Source organism: Salinisphaera sp. G21_0 (assembly GCF_017744115.1).
Taxonomy (GTDB): Bacteria; Pseudomonadota; Gammaproteobacteria; order Pseudomonadales; family Endozoicomonadaceae; genus Endozoicomonas.
This window is the reverse complement of record NZ_JAGHQW010000059.1, coordinates 14,110-33,005: the sequence shown is the minus strand read 5'-3', so window position 1 is coordinate 33,005 and position 18,896 is coordinate 14,110. Positions and strand designations below refer to the sequence as shown.

Annotated in this window: 18 protein-coding genes and 1 riboswitch; of the genes, 14 read left to right on the top strand and 4 right to left on the bottom strand. The window is 48.7% G+C overall.

Annotation, left to right across the window (positions count from 1 at the left end; translation table 11 throughout):
• Window positions 1-317, top strand: a 317-nt coding sequence (locus J7439_RS26685; protein ID WP_286198463.1) for a transposase, incomplete at its 5' end; no start/stop codon positions are given.
• Between the two features lie 84 nt (window positions 318-401).
• Here the strand turns inward: J7439_RS26685 and moaA are convergent.
• Window positions 402-1,394 (bottom strand): GTP 3',8-cyclase MoaA, encoded by a 993-nt coding sequence (gene moaA, locus J7439_RS21140; protein WP_209203980.1) that lies wholly within the window; start codon window positions 1,392-1,394, stop codon window positions 402-404.
• Window positions 1,383-1,530, bottom strand: a riboswitch (molybdenum cofactor riboswitch). Its footprint overlaps the gene before it by 12 nt.
• 238 nt (window positions 1,531-1,768) lie before the next feature.
• On the opposite strand from moaA, the gene mobB reads away from it, so the two are divergent.
• The 13 genes from mobB to J7439_RS21075 all read left to right on the top strand — a co-directional run bounded on the left by mobB (window position 1,769) and on the right by J7439_RS21075 (window position 15,974).
• Window positions 1,769-2,311 carry a molybdopterin-guanine dinucleotide biosynthesis protein B gene (gene mobB / locus J7439_RS21135; protein ID WP_209203979.1) on the top strand — a complete coding sequence of 181 codons (543 nt, stop codon included), beginning with the start codon at window positions 1,769-1,771 and terminating at the stop codon, window positions 2,309-2,311.
• 72 nt (window positions 2,312-2,383) lie between these two features.
• The gene (gene moeA / locus J7439_RS21130) at window positions 2,384-3,622 is read left to right on the top strand and encodes a molybdopterin molybdotransferase MoeA (RefSeq protein WP_209203978.1); all 1,239 of its coding nucleotides are present in this window, start codon (window positions 2,384-2,386) and stop codon (window positions 3,620-3,622) included.
• A 165-nt stretch (window positions 3,623-3,787) separates the two neighbouring features.
• On the top strand, window positions 3,788-5,566 hold the full coding sequence (locus J7439_RS21125) for a hypothetical protein (RefSeq protein WP_209203977.1): 1,779 nt from the start codon (window positions 3,788-3,790) through the stop codon (window positions 5,564-5,566).
• An 85-nt stretch (window positions 5,567-5,651) separates the two neighbouring features.
• Window positions 5,652-6,824: a Na/Pi symporter gene (locus J7439_RS21120; protein ID WP_209203976.1), complete on the top strand. Its 1,173-nt coding sequence runs from the start codon at window positions 5,652-5,654 to the stop codon at window positions 6,822-6,824.
• Between the two features lie 255 nt (window positions 6,825-7,079).
• Window positions 7,080-8,579, top strand: coding sequence for a hypothetical protein (locus J7439_RS21115; RefSeq protein WP_209203975.1), 1,500 nt, complete (start codon window positions 7,080-7,082; stop codon window positions 8,577-8,579).
• Window positions 8,580-8,641: 62 nt separating this feature from the next.
• Window positions 8,642-8,989 (top strand): hypothetical protein, encoded by a 348-nt coding sequence (locus J7439_RS21110; protein ID WP_209203974.1) that lies wholly within the window; start codon window positions 8,642-8,644, stop codon window positions 8,987-8,989.
• A gap of 2 nt (window positions 8,990-8,991) precedes the next feature.
• Window positions 8,992-10,491: a tetratricopeptide repeat protein gene (locus J7439_RS21105; RefSeq protein ID WP_209203973.1), complete on the top strand. Its 1,500-nt coding sequence runs from the start codon at window positions 8,992-8,994 to the stop codon at window positions 10,489-10,491.
• 154 nt (window positions 10,492-10,645) lie between these two features.
• Window positions 10,646-12,136, top strand: a complete 1,491-nt coding sequence (locus J7439_RS21100) for a tetratricopeptide repeat protein (protein ID WP_209203972.1) — start codon at window positions 10,646-10,648, stop codon at window positions 12,134-12,136.
• Window positions 12,137-12,203: 67 nt separating this feature from the next.
• Window positions 12,204-13,520 carry an ATP-binding protein gene (locus J7439_RS21095; protein WP_209203971.1) on the top strand — a complete coding sequence of 439 codons (1,317 nt, stop codon included), beginning with the start codon at window positions 12,204-12,206 and terminating at the stop codon, window positions 13,518-13,520.
• Window positions 13,521-13,527: 7 nt separating this feature from the next.
• On the top strand, window positions 13,528-14,085 hold the full coding sequence (locus J7439_RS21090) for a response regulator transcription factor (RefSeq protein WP_502950435.1): 558 nt from the start codon (window positions 13,528-13,530) through the stop codon (window positions 14,083-14,085).
• A 155-nt stretch (window positions 14,086-14,240) separates the two neighbouring features.
• Window positions 14,241-14,924: a TVP38/TMEM64 family protein gene (locus J7439_RS21085; protein WP_209203969.1), complete on the top strand. Its 684-nt coding sequence runs from the start codon at window positions 14,241-14,243 to the stop codon at window positions 14,922-14,924.
• Window positions 14,917-15,444: a LabA-like NYN domain-containing protein gene (locus J7439_RS21080; RefSeq protein ID WP_209203968.1), complete on the top strand. Its 528-nt coding sequence runs from the start codon at window positions 14,917-14,919 to the stop codon at window positions 15,442-15,444. Before J7439_RS21085 ends, J7439_RS21080 begins: the two co-directional genes overlap by 8 nt.
• A 320-nt stretch (window positions 15,445-15,764) precedes the next feature.
• Window positions 15,765-15,974 (top strand): cold-shock protein, encoded by a 210-nt coding sequence (locus tag J7439_RS21075; RefSeq protein WP_101745061.1) that lies wholly within the window; start codon window positions 15,765-15,767, stop codon window positions 15,972-15,974.
• Between the two features lie 336 nt (window positions 15,975-16,310).
• Here the strand turns inward: J7439_RS21075 and modC are convergent, their stop codons facing one another.
• The 3 genes from modC to modA are packed head-to-tail and all read right to left on the bottom strand — an operon-like array spanning window position 16,311 to window position 18,871.
• Window positions 16,311-17,384 (bottom strand): molybdenum ABC transporter ATP-binding protein, encoded by a 1,074-nt coding sequence (gene modC, locus J7439_RS21070; protein ID WP_209203967.1) that lies wholly within the window; start codon window positions 17,382-17,384, stop codon window positions 16,311-16,313.
• Complete coding sequence (gene modB / locus J7439_RS21065; protein WP_209203966.1) at window positions 17,384-18,076, bottom strand: molybdate ABC transporter permease subunit; 693 nt, start codon at window positions 18,074-18,076, stop codon at window positions 17,384-17,386. The genes modC and modB overlap by 1 nt, the downstream gene beginning before the upstream one ends.
• A 15-nt stretch (window positions 18,077-18,091) precedes the next feature.
• Window positions 18,092-18,871, bottom strand: a complete 780-nt coding sequence (gene modA, locus J7439_RS21060; RefSeq protein WP_209203965.1) for a molybdate ABC transporter substrate-binding protein — start codon at window positions 18,869-18,871, stop codon at window positions 18,092-18,094.
• Window positions 18,872-18,896 lie beyond the last annotated feature (25 nt).

The window sequence follows — 18,896 nt, the reverse complement described above, 5'->3', positions numbered from 1 at the left end:
ATAGTTTTGCAGGACAGTTCATACTGGCTCACCTTAAGAAATACTTTAAAAACATCCGGAAAGTCTGGGCTGATTGTGGCTACCGGGGTTACCTTGAAGAGTGGTTTTATCGCTTCAAACCCAAAAGGGAACTTGAAATCACAAAACGCCCACGGGGAAAGTTTGTCATTCAAGCCAGGCGCTGGGTTGTGGAGAGAACCTTTGGCTGGTTTGAAGGTTCCAGACGTTTATCTAAAGACTATGAACAGCTGGCAAGGAGTTCAGAAGCCTACGTTTATATATGCATGATTCGAATAATGCTGCGAAGGTTTAAGTAGTTTTAAAACAGCCTCTGAGTATCATGTGTAAAATCTCCGCTCAGGACGAACGGAGTCTGGAGGTCAATAAAGAAGCCCGTCAATTTATCCTCCCATCTGAGACAGGTTGTCCGTGCCGCCGGTCCAGCCCTGTTCAAGAAAATGACTGTCGTCTTTAAGCTGTAGCGAATCACGAATTCGAGCCACCAGCACTTCCTGCTGATCATCGCTGTACAGAAGGTCTCTCAGATCAATGCCAGACTCAGCAAACAGACAAAGCTGGAGCTGCCCCAGACTGGTCACCCTCAGTCGATTACAGTCATTACAGAAGTCCTTGCTGTAAGGCATAATCAAGCCAACCGTACCTTCATAATCACTGTGGCAATACTCCTGGGCAGGCCCGGCATCGGCCAGACGAATTTTTCTTACCCAACCCCGTGCCAGGAGCAGTTCCTGAATCTGTTTTCCCGGGAAGTGGTGCTTCTGGAAAAAATCCTGATTGTTCCCGGTTTGCATCAGCTCGATAAAACGAATAGAGACGGGATAATCCCGGATCCAGTCAAGAAAGGCATCAAGTTCATCATCATTAATGCCTTTCATCGCCACCGCATTCACCTTGATGGATGGCAGACCATGGTCAAATGCATGCTGAATACCGGCCAGAATTTCCCGCAGCCGGTTATGGCCGGTAATCAGCTCAAAGGCCCGGGGGTCAAGACTGTCGACACTGACATTGATGGCATCAATACCCGCATCCAGCCAATCCATAACCCGCTGATCCATTTTGTAGCCGTTAGTGGTCATGGCCAGCTTCTTTATGCCGGGGATCTGCTTGATGGTTCTGACAATGTCGGAAAAGTCCTGACGTAAGGTAGGCTCCCCCCCGGTCAGGCGAATTTTTTCCACACCGACCGCAGCAAAAGCCGTTACCAGACGACGTATTTCGTCAATGGTCAGTGCTTCACTGTGATGATGGTCAAGGCAGCCGTCAGGCAAACAGTAATTGCAACGAAAGTTGCACAGGTCTGTGACTGACAGTCGCAAGTAAGGGAATTTCCGTCCCTGACGGTCCTGCAGCTCTGGTAAATTAGAATGCATAGAACACCTTTCCAATCGCGGGAGGCTGCAAAGTTTCTTCTACAGCCCTGGCAGCCAGTGATACGCACTCTGGCTGCGGCTTCCAGTCCATAGGATCATACCCATTAGGTACCGAAGCTCGGCGCTCGCTTGTTAATTCAGTTTAATCACTACGTTAAACAACCTCATTTGACTGTTAAAAGAATTCCCGGGAGATCGTTTTATCAACAGCCAAGTGAATCCTACCTGCTTATTTCTCGAAAAACCATGCTATCAGGTACTATTGTTTTATTGGATTATCAGGCAACCCTGCTGCCCATGGCCCCCTTTTGATTGATGAAATATCCGGGCTGACCCTCATGCAAGCAGGTTGCAAAAAACGAAAGATGTCTTCTATGAAAATACCCCCAAAGATCAGTGCCGCCATCCCGGTTATTGGTATCGCAGCCTTCAGCGGTACCGGTAAAACCACGCTTATCGAGAAACTACTGCCACTGTTAGCTGGCAAGGGACTTCGAACCGGTGTGGTCAAAGCCTCGCATCACAGGATAGAACCTGATCCACCGGGAAAAGACAGTTATCGTTTACGCCATGCCGGTGCCAGCCAACTGGTGTTGAGCATGCCTGGTCGCTCCCTTTGCTATACCGAGTACCCGAATGGATATGAACGACAGCTGCAGGAGCAACTGCAACTCCTCAATCAGGATCAGCTGGATTTAATCCTGGTGGAAGGTTTTCGAGAGGCTCCCATCGCTAAAATCGAGCTTCATCGCAGTGATTATAACAAGCCCTTCCTGTTTACTGATGACCCCCATATCATAGCCATCGCCTGGGATGGCAATCCCGGCATCAACCTTCCAGGTCATCTGGCAGAACTGGATATCAACAGCCCCGAACATATTGCCAGCTTTATTGAAAACTATTGTCATGAAAAATAGCTTGCATCACCACCTGGCATAACAGAGAGTTAAGCACGCTATTTTTTCCACCCGCTATGAAAGAGGGCAATCATGAGCGACTGCTGTGCCACTGATGGATTAATAAGGCTGGAAGCAGCACTGGCAACACTGACCAGCAGTGTCAAGCCAGTATCCAAAACCGAGACCGTTGCCCTGGAAGACAGCCTTGGCAGGGTGCTCGCAGAGCCTATCGTATCGCCTATCAATGTGCCCTCCCATGACAACTCAGCCATGGATGGTTATGCCCTGGCACTGAAGGATTTGTACAACCGTGATACTTTACCCCTGGCAGGCCAGTCCCTGGCCGGCCACCCTTTTTCCGGGGAGATTCCCGCAGGACATTGTATCCGCATTATGACCGGGGCCAGTGTTCCATCAGGTGCCGATGTGGTGATCATGCAAGAGCAGACTGAGACCACAGAACAAGGCATTCGTTTTCTCCAGAAACCGGACCAGCCCGGTAACAATATCCGAACAGCGGGGGAAGATATTCCGGAAGGCACCCGGGTGTTCACACCGGGCCGGAGAGTTCGCCCTCAGGATATCGGGCTGCTGGCCTCGCTGGGTATTGCCAATGTCACGGTCTACCGGAAAGTCAAAGTTGCGGTATTTTCCACAGGTGATGAATTAAAGCTGCCCGGCGAGCCACTGAAACAGGGTGATATTTACGACAGCAATCGTTTTGTTATCAAGGCCATGCTGAAAAAAATGGCTGTCGACATCATCGACCTTGGCAGAATTCCTGATGACAAAGCGGCGTTAAGAGAAGCCTTTCTGCAAGCTGATCGGGAAGCTGACGCAGTAATCAGCTCCGGTGGCGTCTCTGTCGGCGATGCGGATTACACCAAAGACATTCTTGATGAGCTGGGGGAAACCAGCTTCTGGAAACTGGCCATCAAACCGGGCAAGCCGTTTGCCTTTGGACAGCTCCCGAACAGTGTCTTCTTTGGCCTGCCCGGTAACCCGGTATCGGCTACCGTCACCTTCCAGCAGCTGGCCGCGCCAGCATTACGCCACATGATGCACCAGCAGCCGGAACCAAAAGTGGAGCTGACACTGGCGACGGAAACCCCGCTCAGAAAGCGCCCGGGACGCCGGGATTTCCAGAGGGCAAAACTGGTTTACCGGGAATCCGGTGAACTGCAGGTTATGTCAACCGGCCATCAGGGGTCTGGTGTTCTCAGTACCATGAGTCATTCTGACTGCTATATCGTACTGGCGGAAGAAGACGGTGATAAACCAGCGGGTGAGCTGGTGAATGTGCAGCTGTTTGATGACCTGTTGAAATAAACTATCCACCAAATAGAATAGCCTTCGCATTTATCCGCAAGGCTATTCCCATTTCCCTGCTAATTTAAACTAGCGTTTGTCCTTCACTCAATGACCACCGATGTGGAACTTACTCTCGAATATCGGGTCAATTTTATATGCTTCCGTAAAAGAACTGGTGGAAACGTGGATAACGCCCATTTCAAGGCCCCTCTCTCCATAGAATATTACAGACAGGCCGCCAGGGGCTGTATTCGCCAACATCACAGCAGCGGCCATCTTCAGCAGCACACCGGAGAGGTCAACACAAGTCCCGGCAGGGGGACTGGCAATATCGAGAGCCATGTACCAGCCAACCGGACGTCCGGATATCTTGGGTTTAGCTTACAGCCAAGCCATGCTTCTACCTGTTACGTCAGGCAAGCGCCACCGGGCCAGAGATTACCTGCCCCCGCCGCGAATAGTCCACGCACGTTGGCCCACCATCCCGCTCATCCCCGACTGCCTCCTCCGTCAGCCAGCAAAACGGATTTGCCAGCGCCGGCACAAACCGCAACTCTCCATAATCCACCAGAGGCCGAGGTTCGACAGAGTGAATTTATCGTTAGACCCATTTATGGAAGGATCATACCTTACAATGACCGGTATATCCCTGACCCGCTCCTCAGAGCAGAGGTTCACAGGGATTTTCTGGCCCTTGAGGACTGGATACTTAACCCGTGGGTGGACGATCAGTTATTGTTTGATATCAGCCGGACCGGTGAACAATGGAAGCATGATGAAACTCTGGTTAACTGGGCAATGAAAGAAACACTCTGGACTGAACTTGATGATGGTCCGGTGGATCCCGCCTTCACTGTTACAATAAACCTTAAAGTCAGGGAAGTCGGCAGGCTCAGGGAAACCAGTAATCTGCCGGATGCAGCGTTCGCACAGCTGAAAAAGTGTCGTGAATTGCAGCAACTCCAACAACAGAAAGCCGAGAATTCAGAGCGGTTCGCGAAGTATCTGAAGCTGACACCACTGGTGGGGAAAGAACTCAGAAAACTGACAGAATCCGAAAGACTGGATAAGCTGTTGCCCCACGCTATGTTGCAGGGGTATACGAGAACTGCACAATGGTGCCTGGAAAACGGGGCAAATATCAAAACAGCGATGACAACGTTGCGCCAGCTGAAATCCCGGACAGATAATCAGCCCGGCAACATAACAGATCACCGGACCACCACAGCAACCGCCCCATCAATCAACAGGCGTTCCCGGGGCATCGACTCGTTCAGCCACAATATCAATACAACATTGCTGGAGGTGATTGCTGAGACTCATATCGATATGGCCATTCAGGCAGACTGGCTGCTGGCCAATGGGGCAAGCCTGACACCCGCAGCCTCCGCAGCGCTGCTTAACCAGGCTCTGAATACCTCCCTAAACCGCGGGTATCTTGCCAACGCCCGATGGCTGATCGACAAGGGAGCCACTCTGCAAGCCCAGCATCAATTTGAACAGGCCATGAGCCATTATAATACTCGGGTAGCCCAATGGCTGATGGATAATCACCAGGCCAAACAGAACCCCGGTAAAGCCACCTCGGCATTGCTCAGTTATTTTGATGGCTATCTTTCCCGGGAAGAAGTGGTGGAGCCCATCTACACCCACCAGCCAATAGACTGGTTATTAGAGGTGGGAGGAGCATCCCTTGAGGAATTGCGACCATTTGCGCCACGTATCCTGGAGAGAGCATTGGAGTTCAGTGATCCCTATATCGCAGGATGGCTGTTAAAACACCAGCTCACCACCTTCGAATCCCAACCGGAAAAACCGCAAGAACTGTTGGATAAAGAGATCGTCAGAGCCAGGGAAAAACCGAAAGAAGACAGAAAATATATGATCGACTTTTTGCAAAAACAGGTCGATCAAGAGAGCGCTTCAGACTGTTATGAGCCACCCAAAAAAAAAATCTGCTGATTGTTTGTGAAGAAGTTGTCATAAAACTGTAATAAAGACTCGATACTTTTAGCATCAACTTTATAAGCACCGGGGTGCACTCTCTATGTCTGAAATGACATCTGCTTCTTCACAGGGCGCTGATTTCGAAACCATGACCACGCGACATTACGGTCGTATCTGGCTGCGCGTTGTTCTATGGATTTACGCTCTGCTGGTAGCTGTTAGTGTCATCGGCTCCGGCTTTAAAATGGCGGTGGGTGGCAGTGAAGCGGCAGCACAGCTGTTCAGCTTTGCCAACAATGCCGTCATGGGTCTGCTGGCGGGCACACTGGCGACAGCACTCGTACAATCTTCCAGTACAGTCACCTCTGTTATTGTCGGCCTGGTCGCTGGCGGCCTGCCGGTTCACCTGGCGATTCCGATGATCATGGGTGCCAACATCGGCACGACCATTACCAATACCATCGTAAGTCTTGGTCATATTCGATGCCATAAAGAATTCAAACAGGCGTTTGCCGCCTCTACGGTTCATGACTTCTTTAACTGGCTGGCGGTTTTCATTCTTCTGCCTCTGGAGCTATTCACAGGCTTTTTGAGCAAGCTTTCTGCATCGGTAGCCAGTATGCTGGTTGGTGGTCAAAATTTGTCAATGAAAGGCCTGAACTTTATTGACCCGTTAACCTCTCCGGCTGAAGACATTGTCACAGGTTTTGTATCGGTACTGCCAGACAGCACACTGGCTGGCATTGCCATGATTGGCATCGGCATTGTCCTGATCTTTTTCTCGGTGGTTCGTCTGGGCAAGCTGCTCAAAAAAGTCATGGTGGGTAAAGCCAAAGATGCCCTGCACAAGTCCATTGGCCGGGGTCCGATCAGCGGCATTCTGTCCGGTATGACCATGACTGTAATGGTTCAGTCGTCCTCAACCACCACCAGCCTGATGGTACCCATGGTGGCCAATGGTCTGTTTACTGTACGACAGATGTACCCTTTCACCCTGGGTGCCAATATCGGTACAACCATTACCGCCCTGCTGGCTGCCACGGCAATTACCGGTCCTGCTGCCCTGCCCGCACTGACCATCGCCATGGTGCATTTCTTCTTTAACTTCTGTGCCGTAGTTCTGATTTACGGGATCAAGTGGCTGAGGGAGATCCCGCTGTATATGGCTGACAAACTGTCTGATCTGGCAGTCAGAAACAGAATGTATGCGTTTGCCTATCTGTTCATCGCATTCTTCATTCTGCCAGGTGTCCTTATTTTCCTGACAGCGTGATTGGCAAGATTCCTTGCTCTGTAAAAAAACCTGCTGTGCCTTGACTGCACAGCAGGTTTTTTTTTGCAGGCTTAACCCCGTTCATCCTGAGTGGAGATTACACACCAAACTCATCGAAATGGTGTACTAGACTAGGGGTGCTTTGGACAAGAACTATTTAACGATAGCCAGTGTCCAGGAAGACGGAGAACAGGACAGCCTCCCGGGAAAACGCCTGTCAAGTCTCAACATAAAAAGCAACGGATGGGAATGAAAATGAATATCAACCTGTTTGCCAATGGCACCACTTTTGGCGTGCCCTTTAGCATGCCTCATTACAATTTTACGGAGGGTGAAGGGCATAGGGAGAAACTGCATGACCGAAGTCATCTTGTTAAATTGTTTCGGGTGCCAGTCAAAACAGCCTACTTTGCCATTCCGTTTATACCCAAGCCTTATAGCGAGGATATGTATTTATTTGAAGATTTTGATTTTGAGCGTATGCTCAAAAAGGTAGACACGGAAATGATCCGCATAAATCCGGATCTCCGATTTATGCCCGCTGAGATTTTTAGCCGCTGTGAAGCAATCCCTCTGAAAACACTGGCGAACAGGAGGATTGCTGTCTTGGTTAGTGACAATAAATACCAAACGCTCGGAGAGGTTGGTGAGCAGAACAGGCGTCAATCGTTTTATCATTCCAATACGCCCAGGCATCCTGAATTATCTGATGAACGTATAGCTGAATTAGCAAAATTTGGATTTTTCCTTATGCCCGGGGATGATATGAATGGATCATTGAGCAGGAGAAGCCAGCCCCTTTTCAATATCAATGATAGTGACGCTTTGAGTGAAACAATTCATGGCTTCGACCTGTCAATCTCAGACGAGGAGCTCCTTGAATACAAACATTTTGTCGGCCATGATTTATTGCAGCACCCTATCATCGAAACTGGCCAGGTTTCCCAGGCAGCTTATGTCTCTTCCGTTTATTCACCGACGAACGATAATCACCTGCTTCTCATCAGGCCTGCTGATACCAAACTACCCATGCTGCAAGGGACTGAGCTTATCGAAACGAAGTATGAGGCAATGATTACTCGGATAACGAATGATCGGGATAATAACGCTGGCCAACCAACACGTCTTGAAAATGAGGTGGGGTTGAACAAATCGTTACGGGAAGCGAAGTTTTTTATGGCTCCTTACCAGAAGTCTATAAGGTTTTGTCAATCGGTCATCGAGGAGTTGAGTACCTGCCCACAAGAGTGCCCCAATCTCTCTGTTGCCATTAATAAAGCAATCAGTCGATTGGCATTCTCTGAACAATACATGACTGATTGTTCGGGCCTGGTCAGGCAAGCCATTGTGTATGAAGAACTGATGCAGCTGGAAAATACCAGTACTATGGAAGAACTGAAAATTAAACAGGAAGAAATCAGTAAGCAGTTAATCCATAAGGAGGTGGAATGGCATAAGAAAGCTGTGCAGGAAGAAATCCTTTCGGGAAAAGACTCTTATTTCCCAATGATCAACATGCATTCGCTCATCATGACGTCACTCGGTGATCTGTTAATGGAAATGGATTATCACAACTCATGGGGCGAAAACGCATTGCGAGAGAAAATCGTTGCTCGGAAAGCAGAGGCAGAAACTATTTGTACCCAGACAGATGAGCTGCTTTCTGATCGGAAGACCATTCATTCATTAAAGCTAAAGAATATTTGGGTTTCCATTGAGAGCACAGATGCGGAGGATGACGTTGAAAATCCCTGACAGGGATAAAAAACCAATTTTCGAGTCTAAGTATTCAATATGAGCACACCAATGCAGCCTTAATGACGACACTTCAGAACACAACACCCAACCTCTCGATTGGTGCAGAGAACCTCAAGCGCCTGTGCTGGCTCTGTGGAACCCTGATTGCTGTTGAGGGTGTGGTCTTTTTCCTGGCCAGCCGCCATTTTAACATCCAGATAACCGGCCTTGTTCTGGCCTGTTTAATCACCTTGCTGATGATTGATATTCATTTGCTTGGCATGTGGCTAACATTTGTGCTGAGAGCCTTTCTAATCAATTACTTTGTCGAACTGATGGCCTCCGCCCTGAGAAGAGACGGAAAACAGGACAGCCTCCCGGGAAAACTCCTGTCAAGTCTCCACATGAATAGCAACAGATGGGGATGAAAATGAATATCAACCTGTTTGCCAATGGCACCACTTTTGGCGTGCCCTATACCTGTAGCAAACCTCATCACAATTTTACGGAGGGTGAAGGGCATAGGAAGATACGGCTTGACCGAAGTCGTCTTATTCAATCGATTCCGGTGCCAGTCAAAACAGCCTACTTTGCCAATCGGTTTGTGTATGAGCCTTATGATGAAAGGGATTTATCTGGATATTATAATTTTGTGCGTACGCTCAATGTGGTACACACAGAAATGATCCGCCTCAATCCGGATCTCCGATTTATGCCCGCTGAGATTTTTAGCCACTGTGAAGCAATCCCCCTGAAAAAACTGGCGAACAGGAGGGTTGCTGTTTTGGTTAGTGACAATAAATACCTAACGCTCGGAGAGGTTGGTGAGCAGAACAGGCGTCAATCGTTTTATCATTCCAATACGCCCAGGCATCCTGAATTATCTGATGAACGTATAGCTGAATTAGCAAAACTTGGATTTTTCCTTGTACCCGGGGATGATGTGAATGGAGCATATAGTGGAGAAAGCCATCCCGTTTTCAATATCAATGGTATTGACGGTTTCAGTGTAAGATCTTATTGCTTCGACGAGTTAATCTCAGACGAGCAGCTTCCTGAATACAAACATCCTGAATACAAACATTTAGTCGGCCATGATTTATTGCAGTACCCCATCATCGAAACTGGCCAGGTTTCCCAGGCAGCTTATGTCTCTTCCGTTTATTCACCGACGGACAAAAATCACCTGCTTATCATCAGGCCTGCTGATACCAAACTCCCCATGCTGCAAGGGACCGAGCTTATCGAAACGAAGTATCAGGCAATGATTGATCGGACTGTTAACGTTGGCCAATCAACAAGCATTGAAAATGAGGGGGTGGTCAAATCGTTAAGGGAAGCGGAGTTTTTTATGGCTCCTTACCAAAAGTCTATAATGTTTTGTCAATCGGTCATCGAGGAGTTGATTACCTGCCCGCAAAGGTGCCCCACTCTCTCTGCCGCCATTAATAAAGCGATCAGTCGATTGGCATTCTCTGAACAATACATGACCGATTGTTCGGGCCTGGTCAGGCAAGCCATTGTGTATGATGAACTGATGCAGCTGGAAAATACCAGTACTATGGAAGAACTGAAAATTAAACAGGAAGAGATCAGGAAGCAGTTAATCCATAAGGAGGTGGAATGGCATAAGAAAGCTGTGCAGGAAGAAATCCTTTCGGGAAAAGACTCTTATTTCCCAATGATCAACATGCATTCGCTCATCATGACGTCACTCGGTGATCTGTTAATGGAAATGGATTATCACAACTCATGGGGCGAAAACGCATTGCGAGAGAAAATCGTTGCTCGGAAAGCAGAGGCAGAAACTATTTGTACCCAGACAGATGAGCTGCTTTCTGATCGGAAGACCATTCATTCATTAAAGCTAAAGAATATTTGGGTTTCCATTGAGAGCACAGATGCGGAGGATGACGTTGAAAATCCCTGACTTTGCCTGGCATGTGGCTAACATTTGTGCTGAGTGCCTTTCTAATCAATTACTTTGTCGAACCCTCAGCCCTGAGAAGAGACGGAAAACAGGACAGCCTCCCGGGAAAACGCCTGTCAAGTCTCAACATAAATAGCAACAGATGGGGATGAAAATGAATATCAACCTGCTTGCCAATGGCACCACTTTTGGTGCGCCCTACAGCAGCCCTCCTGGCAAGTTTACGGAGGGTAAAGGGTTTAGGAATAAACTATGTGACCAAAGTCGTTTTATTAAATCGATTCCGGTGCCAGAGAAAACAGCCTACTTTGCCAATCCGACTATTCGCATGGTTTCTGCCGGGGGAGAAAATTTATTTGGAGATTTGGATTATTATGAGCATACGCTCAAAGTGGTAAACACAGAAATGATCCACCTCAATCCGGATCTCCGATTTATGCCCGCAGAGATTTTTAGCCACTGTGAACCAATCCCCCTGAAATCCCTGGCAAACAGGCATGTTGCTGTCGTGGTTAGTGACAATAAATACCAAACGCTCGGAGAGGTTGGTGAGCAGAACAGGCGTCAATCGTTTGATCATTCCAATAAGCCTATGCATCCTGAATTATGTGATGAACGTATAGCGGAATTGGCAAAACTTGGATTTTTCTGTATGCATGGGGAGAGGTATGATACGTATAAAACACTATGGGGGGGAATCCAGCCTGTTTTCAATATCAATTACAGCGGCACTTTCGGTGTAACACTTCATTGCTTCGATCTGTCAATCTCAGACAAGCAGCTCCCTGAATACAAACATTTAGTCGACCATGATTTACTGCAGTGTCCCATCATCGAAACTGGCCAGGTTTCCCAGGCAGCTTATGTCTCTTCCGTTTATTCACCGACGGACAAAAATCACCTGATTCTCATCAGGCCTGCTGATACCAAACTACCCATGCTGCAAGGTACTGAGCTTATTGAAACGAAGTATCAGGCAATGATTGATCGGGCTGTTAACGTTGGCCAATCAACAAGCATTGAAAATGAGGGGGTGGTCAAATCGTTACGGAAAGCGGATTTTTTTATGGCTCCTTACCAAAAGGCTATAGAGTTTTGTCAATCGGTCATCGAGGAGTTGAGTACCTGCCCGCAAGGGTGCCCCACTCTCTCTGTTGCCATTAATAAAGCGATCAGTCGATTGGCATTCTCTGAACAATACATGACTGATTGTTCGGGCCTGGTCAGGCAAGCCATTGTGTATGATGAACTGATGCAGCTGGAAAATACCAGTACCTTGGAAGAACTGAAAATTAAACAGGAAGAAATCAGTAAGCAGTTAATCCATAAGGAGGTGGAATGGCATAAGAAAGCTGTGCAGGAAGAAATCCTTCCGGGAAAAGACTCTTATTTCCCAATGATCAACATGCATTCGCTCATCATGACGTCACTCGGTGACCTGTTAATGGAAATGGATTATCACAACTCATGGGGCGAAAACGCATTGCGAGAGAAAATCGTTGATCGGAAAGCAAAGGCAGAAACTATTTGTATCCAGACAGATGAGCTGCTTTCTGATCGGAAGACCGTGCATTCATTAAAGCTAAAAAGTATTTGGGTTTCCATTGAGAGCACAGATGCAGAGGATGACATTGAAAATCCCTGACAGGGGGATAAAAAAACGAATTTTCGAGTCTAAGGGTATTCAATATGAGCACACCAATGCAGCCTTAATGACGACGAACACAACACCCAACCTCTCGATTGGTGCAGAGAACCTCAAGCGCCTGTGCTGGCTCCGTGGAACCCTGATTGCTGTTGAGGGTATGGCCTTTTTCCTGGCCAGCCGCCATTTTGACATCCAGATAACCGGCCTTGTTCTGGCCTGTTTAATCACCTTGCTGATGATTATTGGCACTGTCATTCGGTTATATGTGGTCAAAAGACACGTTAGCGATCAGGAGTTCTTTGTTCAACTGCTGCTGGACCTTTTTTCCCAGAGTACGCTGTTATTCTTTAGTGGTGGTTATACCAACCCACTGGTATCGACCTATTTGATCACTGTCTGTATCGGCGCTGCACTGCTGCCGGGCAAATACAGCTGGGGCGTGACATTCACTGCAACGCTGCTCTATACCCTGCTGATGAAATGGTACGTTCCATCCGGCCCCGGTTCGATGCTTCACTTGCCAGAACAGCAGCTGATGATCGACATTCATTTGCTTGGCATGTGGCTAACGTTTGTGCTGAGTGCCTTTCTTATCAATTACTTTGTCGAACTGATGGCATCAGCCCTGAGAAAACAGCAAAGGGATATAGCCATCAGCAGAGAACGTCAGCTGAGAGATGAAAGCATTCTTGCCATTGCCCTTCAGGCAGCGGGTGCAGCCCATGAACTGGGAACGCCACTGACCACAATGGCCATTGTGCTCAGGGATCTGCAGGAGGAATACCAGGGCAGCGCACTGGCTGAACGTTTGATATTTCTCCGGGATCAGATCGATGAATGCAAGAAAAGGCTGCAACAGTTGGTATCGGAAAGCCAATATAAAGGTATTGAGAGTATCGATAGCCAGGATTTTCTGGCTAAGGTCATCCAAAAATGGCAGCTGATCAGACCTGAATCCGAGCTTCATTACAACGCCGCTCAATGGCCTGTTTCAGTATCTATTCCCTGTGATCTGACACTGTATCAGGCAATCACGTCATTACTTGATAATGCAGAAGATGCCAGCCCGGGCCAGGTTTCACTGCACGTGATTCAGAACCGCCAAAACCTGACCCTACAGATTCTGGATAAAGGAACGGGCTTCCCGGAAGCCCAGGACAGACCCGGAAAAAGCTCAGTCCCTATAAAAGAAGGGAACTCAACCACCTTATCAAGGACGCCTTATAGCTTAAAAGAAGATGGCCTCGGGATTGGTTTGCTACTCAGTCAGGCCAGTATTGAACGGCTGGGAGGTCTGATACAGATGCGCCCTCTAACCTGCGGGGGAAGCTTGATTGAAGTCCAACTTCCCATCACCGGCCAACCAGAACAGGAACCATAAAGCGACAATGAACCCCGGAAAAGCCCTGGAGTTACCGACTATTTTGATTGCCGATGATGACCAGACCCTGTTACACACCCTTGCCACCTCACTCAGAAAAAGGGGATTCAACCCCATTACGGCAGACACCATCGGTAAGGCGACCACCCTGCAACAACAACACTGCCCGGCAAGTGCGGTTGTTGATCTGAAAATCGGCAGTGAGAGCGGCCTCCGGCTTATTTCACTGTTACGCAACGTCAATCCTGATATTGAAATCATCGTACTAACTGGGTATGCCAGCATTGCCACCGCAGTCAGCGCCATCAAACTTGGGGCTAAAGACTATCTCTGCAAGCCGGTGGATACCTTACAGATACTCTCGGCACTCAATATCAGCCAGCAGCCTCATGAACCCGGCCCTGTCATCCCGGAAACAAGAATGCCGGTTTACCAGCTGGAATGGGAGTATCTGCAAAAAGTCCTTCTGGAGCACAATGGCAATATCTCTGCCGCCGCCCGAAGCCTGGGCATGCATCGCAGGACACTGCAGCGAAAACTCAACAAACGATCAGGCTCCCGCTGAAATTATGTAAGCATTATTGCCTCTTCTCTGTCGTAGCCATTATGCTTGTGGGTTTTACAGGCAGCGGCCAGTCTTTTCCAGTGAATTGCTTATTGTTTCGTAGCGCTTTCTTGCGAGGCTCTTTTTTCAGAAAGAATCGTCAGATACTCTCATTGATGGGCCTGCTCAGTATTACCTCCCTCTTTGGCAGCACCCTGGTCACCACACTGGCGATCACCTGGCAGGACACGCTTGACACGCTATCCATCAGCCAGTGGGCCTGGCTCTTTTCAGCCAGCGCCCTGACCATGGCGCTGGCCCTGACACCGTCTACGCTTATTGCCCTGATCAGTGGCTATTTTCTCGGGTGGACAGCGCTTTTCTATATCCTGATTTCCTACCCGGCAGCATCTGTCCTCGGTTATCTGGTCGGGAAATCACTGGATCATGGGAAGCTGATGCGGACACTCCCGCCGAACTCCCGAATACATCTGATTCTGGAGGAGCTTCAACATCATCAGTGGCCGCTGGTCGTTCTGACCCGGATATCCCCGGTCCTGCCCTTTTCATTAATGAACCTGGTGTTACCCGTAATTGGGATCCGCCTTCCTGCATTCCTGATCGCTGGCTTTATTGGCATGTTACCCAGAACGCTGTTTGCCCTTTGGGCAGGTATGCAGGCAAGAGACCTGATCTCTTTACTGAACAACCCGACGCAAGGTAATCTGTCCGTTATAGTCATGGTGATAGCATCGATTCTTTCCATTGGCGGATTGCTTTATCTTGCCCAGAAAGCATCATCCACCATCATAATGAGACAGTCGGCAAGCAAACGCGGGGAAACAAAAACCTATGGCTGAAAATCGTGTTGCGCTGTTTGTTGATGTGCAGAACATCTATTACACCACCCGACAGTTCTATAACAGTCACTTTGACTACAACGCATTCTGGGCGCTTGTCAGTAAAGGCAGAAAGATCACCAAGGCCATCGCCTACGCGATTGATCGCGGAGATCCAAAACAGCGGCAATTCCAGGATATTCTTCGAGCCATTGGCTTTGAAGTAAAGCTGAAACCCTATATTCAAAGAAGCGATGGCACCTCAAAGGGTGACTGGGATGTCGGGATAACGCTGGATGTTATGAGCTGGGCACCCGAGGTCGATACCATTGCCCTCGCTTCCGGTGATGGTGACTTTGACCTGCTGTTGCAAAAGGTGCAACAGGATTTTGGTCGGCAGACTGAGGTATACAGTGTTGAGGCGCTGACAGCATCTTCCCTGATTCAATCGTCCAGTCACTTTATTCCAATTACCCATGACCTGTTACTGCCAATCAAGAGTGCGAAAAACAGTCAACAAAAAGTAACAAACACTATATAAATCAAAGCATTAATTTCCTATCCAAGCGGGTCTTCCAACCCCTGATTTCCGGTTAAAATTCCTCCGATAATTTGTTTTTCACAAACTTGATAAAATCTTTGACATCCCTTCGGACAGCTATTAGAGTTCCTATTGGCCATTATTGAGAAGAACGAAAAATCGTTTTACTTTTTGAGTACTTCCTGATCGTCACACCACTTCTTAGTTTAAGTTATGTTGCTTTAATTGCTTTACTCTTAAATAGATATATGAAGATGTGACTACACATTGGCTCAACGCGTGTACAACGCATTTTTATAGAAATATTCAGGAGACATTGCATGTCTAAATCGACCGGAACGGTAAAGTGGTTCAGTGAAGAGAAAGGCTTTGGCTTTATCGCTCAGGATAACGGCGGTCCAGACGTTTTCGTTCACTTCCGTGCCATCATTGGTGACGGCTTCAAAACTCTCGCTGAAGGTCAGGCTGTGACCTTTGATGTTGAGCAGGGCCAGAAAGGCCTTCAGGCTGCCAACGTAGAGAAAGTATAAGCTTTTCCCTTTTCGGGAAAACAGAAAAAGAGCACCATAAGGTGCTCTTTTTTTATGGGTTAATCCAGCCCTCTTGAGGAAATCAAACCAGTAGCACTGCACAGCCTATTGGTAGAAAAGAGTTCCAAAACGATACAATAACGCACAGAAGTGCCCATCCAATAACGGTCGGATTAATGGAATCAAAATACGGTTTCATTTGACCCAATACTAACGACAGAAGAAAAACCTGATGGGACCATTTTACTTTTTCTACTTGAAACCTTTGTCAAAAGTTAACATACACTTCTATTCCAAACCGCTCCTTCGTTGAGTATCAGACACCTGTCAACAGTATTAGATAACATCCAGACAGGACCCTTTAAAATGGGCAAAAACACGTTGCCCCACCGACAGATTCAATAACCCCAGCGCTCTTCTGGTGACCAGCGCCAACAATGTCTGCCCTTCCGCCGCCATAAACAGCATGACATTTTTGGAATCCATTTCCTGAATAGCCTGAATCGTTGTTGCCACTCGATTCTGAACACTTGTGCAGTGGATATCTTCCACCACGATACTGACTTCATGAGCTGGCAATATCACTCGCAGGTCGGTTCCCGGCAGCGATGAAAGCTGATTGACCAGCAATTTCTGACCACCCAATAACAGCTCGGTGAAACCATATTCGTGATCGTGGCTGCCCACCTGCACTTCCAGAATCGACAGTGCACAGTCATCCCGGGTTAATAAAGAACCTGGCCGACTGAGTAATTGACGACACTCGCCTCGGGATACCACCTGCCCCTGATCAATAAGCAGCAGTTTATCAGCCAGCCTTGCCACCTCTTCACGGGCATGACTCACCATAACCACCGGTATTTCAAAGTGCTGATGGATATTTCTCAAACAGGGAAGAATGCTTGTTTTTGATGACCAGTCCAATGACGCCAGAGGCTCATCCATTAATAGAAGACGGGGTGCACTTAATAAGGTGCGGGCAATGGCCACACGCTGCTTCTCACCGCCAGACAGTTTATCAACCGTGCGCCCCAATAGGTGGACAATATCGAGCTGCTCAACCACCTCGGATAATGACGGCATGGCAACATTGCCACTCGCCCGCCTCAAGGCAAACCGGAGGTTTTCCATAACATCCAGATGGGGAAACAGCCTGGCTTCCTGAAATATATAGCCAATGCCCCGTTGCTCCGGCGGAACCCATATTCCCTGTTCCGAGTCCTGCCAGATTTCATTATTAAACTGAAGCCGCCCCCTGGCATGACTTTCCAAACCCGCGATGGTTCTCAGGAGTGAAGTTTTACCACACCCGGAACGCCCCATAATGGCCCAGGTGTTATCGGTATCCAGTGACTCATCAACACCAAGAACAAAGCGGTCCCGGGGCAGCTGAATATCAATTCTTAGCATTAATAACGACCAGGGTTTGATTTTAGGGGTAATTGAGCCGCAGGCTGACGATCAAGGCTGTAAAGGGTAATCAGCAGAATCATGGCAAACACCATCAGTCCCGCTGCAATCTGGTGCGCTTCGGTAAACTGCTGCGATTCCACGGCATCGAACAGGGCAATGGACAACACCTGCGTCTCTCCGGGAATATTGCCGCCAATCATCAGCACCACACCAAACTCCCCGACTGTATGAGCAAACCCCATGCAGGCCGCCAGAATCATCGCCCGGCGGGTACAGGGCAGTACCACATTAAAGAAACGGTCCATTCGCCCTGCCCCCATCATGGCTGCCGCCTCAAGCAGGCCTTTATCAAGCTGTTCAAACGCCCGTTGCAAAGGTTGCACGACAAAGGGCATGGAGCAGATAACAGAAGCGATCACCAGCCCGGTAAAACTGAACGCCAGGGTGGTGCCGGTCAGGGACAGCCAGAGCTGCCCGGGAGCGTAGTTTGGTGAGCAAAGCAACAGTATATAAAAGCCAAGGACGGTGGGCGGTAATACCATTGGCAGCCCCACCAGGGCTTCCAGCAGGGGTCTTAGCCGACTCTGCATATTAGCCAGCCCCCAGGCCATGGGAATCGCCAGCAGCATCAGAATCACGGTGGTAATGGTGGCCAGTTTCAGCGTTACCCAGACAGCGGTGAGCAGCATTCAGAGCGCTTCCCTTCAATTTTCGGACGTAGTTTTATCGGCCATTGTCGTCGATACAGGGAAGTAACCCTGCCTGGCAATAGTGCGCTGGGCAGACGGTGACAAAATAAACGCCACAAATGCCCTGGCCGCCTCAGGTTGTCTGGTGCGCTTTAAGATAACCAGATCCTGCTGAATCGGATCATACAACGTTGCAGGAATCGAAAAAATATGACCATCGTTGCCAACCAGTTGCGCTTTCGCCACCAGCCCTGCGGAAATATTGCCACTGGACACAAACTGCCAGGCCTGCTGGACACTGGCACCCTGAACCAGACGGGAGCGGAACGAGGACCAGAAACCCAGTTTCTCCAGCACCTGCTGTGCCGCCAGACCATAAGGAGCCGTTGCCGGATTGGCAATGGCCAGGCGTCCCTGATAAATCGCCAGATCCTCCAGGGTCATGGCTTCCCCCTCTTTAGCGGAAAACCCGGGGCTCCATAGCACCAGTTCTCCCAGTGCATAGGGGTGGCGGCTACCTTTCAGTGTCAGTCCTTTTTTTTCCAGCAGCTTCGGTCTGAGGCTATCTGCTGACAGAAAAATATCGAAAGGCGCACCATGGGTAATCTGGTTATACAGCACACCGGTAGAGGCCGAGGAGATCAACAACTGGTGTCCGGTTTCGATTTCAAACGCTTTTGCCAGAACCTCCAGCGACGGTTTGAAGTTTGCGGCAACGGCCACTTTCAGTTCTTCGCCGTAGACCGATACCCCCGGAAAAATGAGGAAAAATGCTAAAAATACTGTTCTTAACATGAAGCAGATGTTCTTTATGAGTTCG

Coding starts and splice junctions, on each gene's coding strand:
- moaA (WP_209203980.1), bottom strand. CDS start 1,394: ATGCATTCTAATTTACCAGAGCTGCAGGACCGTCAGGGACGGAAATTC.
- mobB (WP_209203979.1), top strand. CDS start 1,769: ATGAAAATACCCCCAAAGATCAGTGCCGCCATCCCGGTTATTGGTATC.
- moeA (WP_209203978.1), top strand. CDS start 2,384: ATGAGCGACTGCTGTGCCACTGATGGATTAATAAGGCTGGAAGCAGCA.
- J7439_RS21120 (WP_209203976.1), top strand. CDS start 5,652: ATGTCTGAAATGACATCTGCTTCTTCACAGGGCGCTGATTTCGAAACC.
- J7439_RS21115 (WP_209203975.1), top strand. CDS start 7,080: ATGAATATCAACCTGTTTGCCAATGGCACCACTTTTGGCGTGCCCTTT.
- J7439_RS21110 (WP_209203974.1), top strand. CDS start 8,642: ATGACGACACTTCAGAACACAACACCCAACCTCTCGATTGGTGCAGAG.
- J7439_RS21105 (WP_209203973.1), top strand. CDS start 8,992: ATGAATATCAACCTGTTTGCCAATGGCACCACTTTTGGCGTGCCCTAT.
- J7439_RS21100 (WP_209203972.1), top strand. CDS start 10,646: ATGAATATCAACCTGCTTGCCAATGGCACCACTTTTGGTGCGCCCTAC.
- J7439_RS21095 (WP_209203971.1), top strand. CDS start 12,204: ATGACGACGAACACAACACCCAACCTCTCGATTGGTGCAGAGAACCTC.
- J7439_RS21090 (WP_502950435.1), top strand. CDS start 13,528: ATGAACCCCGGAAAAGCCCTGGAGTTACCGACTATTTTGATTGCCGAT.
- J7439_RS21085 (WP_209203969.1), top strand. CDS start 14,241: ATGGGCCTGCTCAGTATTACCTCCCTCTTTGGCAGCACCCTGGTCACC.
- J7439_RS21080 (WP_209203968.1), top strand. CDS start 14,917: ATGGCTGAAAATCGTGTTGCGCTGTTTGTTGATGTGCAGAACATCTAT.
- J7439_RS21075 (WP_101745061.1), top strand. CDS start 15,765: ATGTCTAAATCGACCGGAACGGTAAAGTGGTTCAGTGAAGAGAAAGGC.
- modC (WP_209203967.1), bottom strand. CDS start 17,384: ATGCTAAGAATTGATATTCAGCTGCCCCGGGACCGCTTTGTTCTTGGT.
- modB (WP_209203966.1), bottom strand. CDS start 18,076: ATGCTGCTCACCGCTGTCTGGGTAACGCTGAAACTGGCCACCATTACC.
- modA (WP_209203965.1), bottom strand. CDS start 18,871: ATGTTAAGAACAGTATTTTTAGCATTTTTCCTCATTTTTCCGGGGGTA.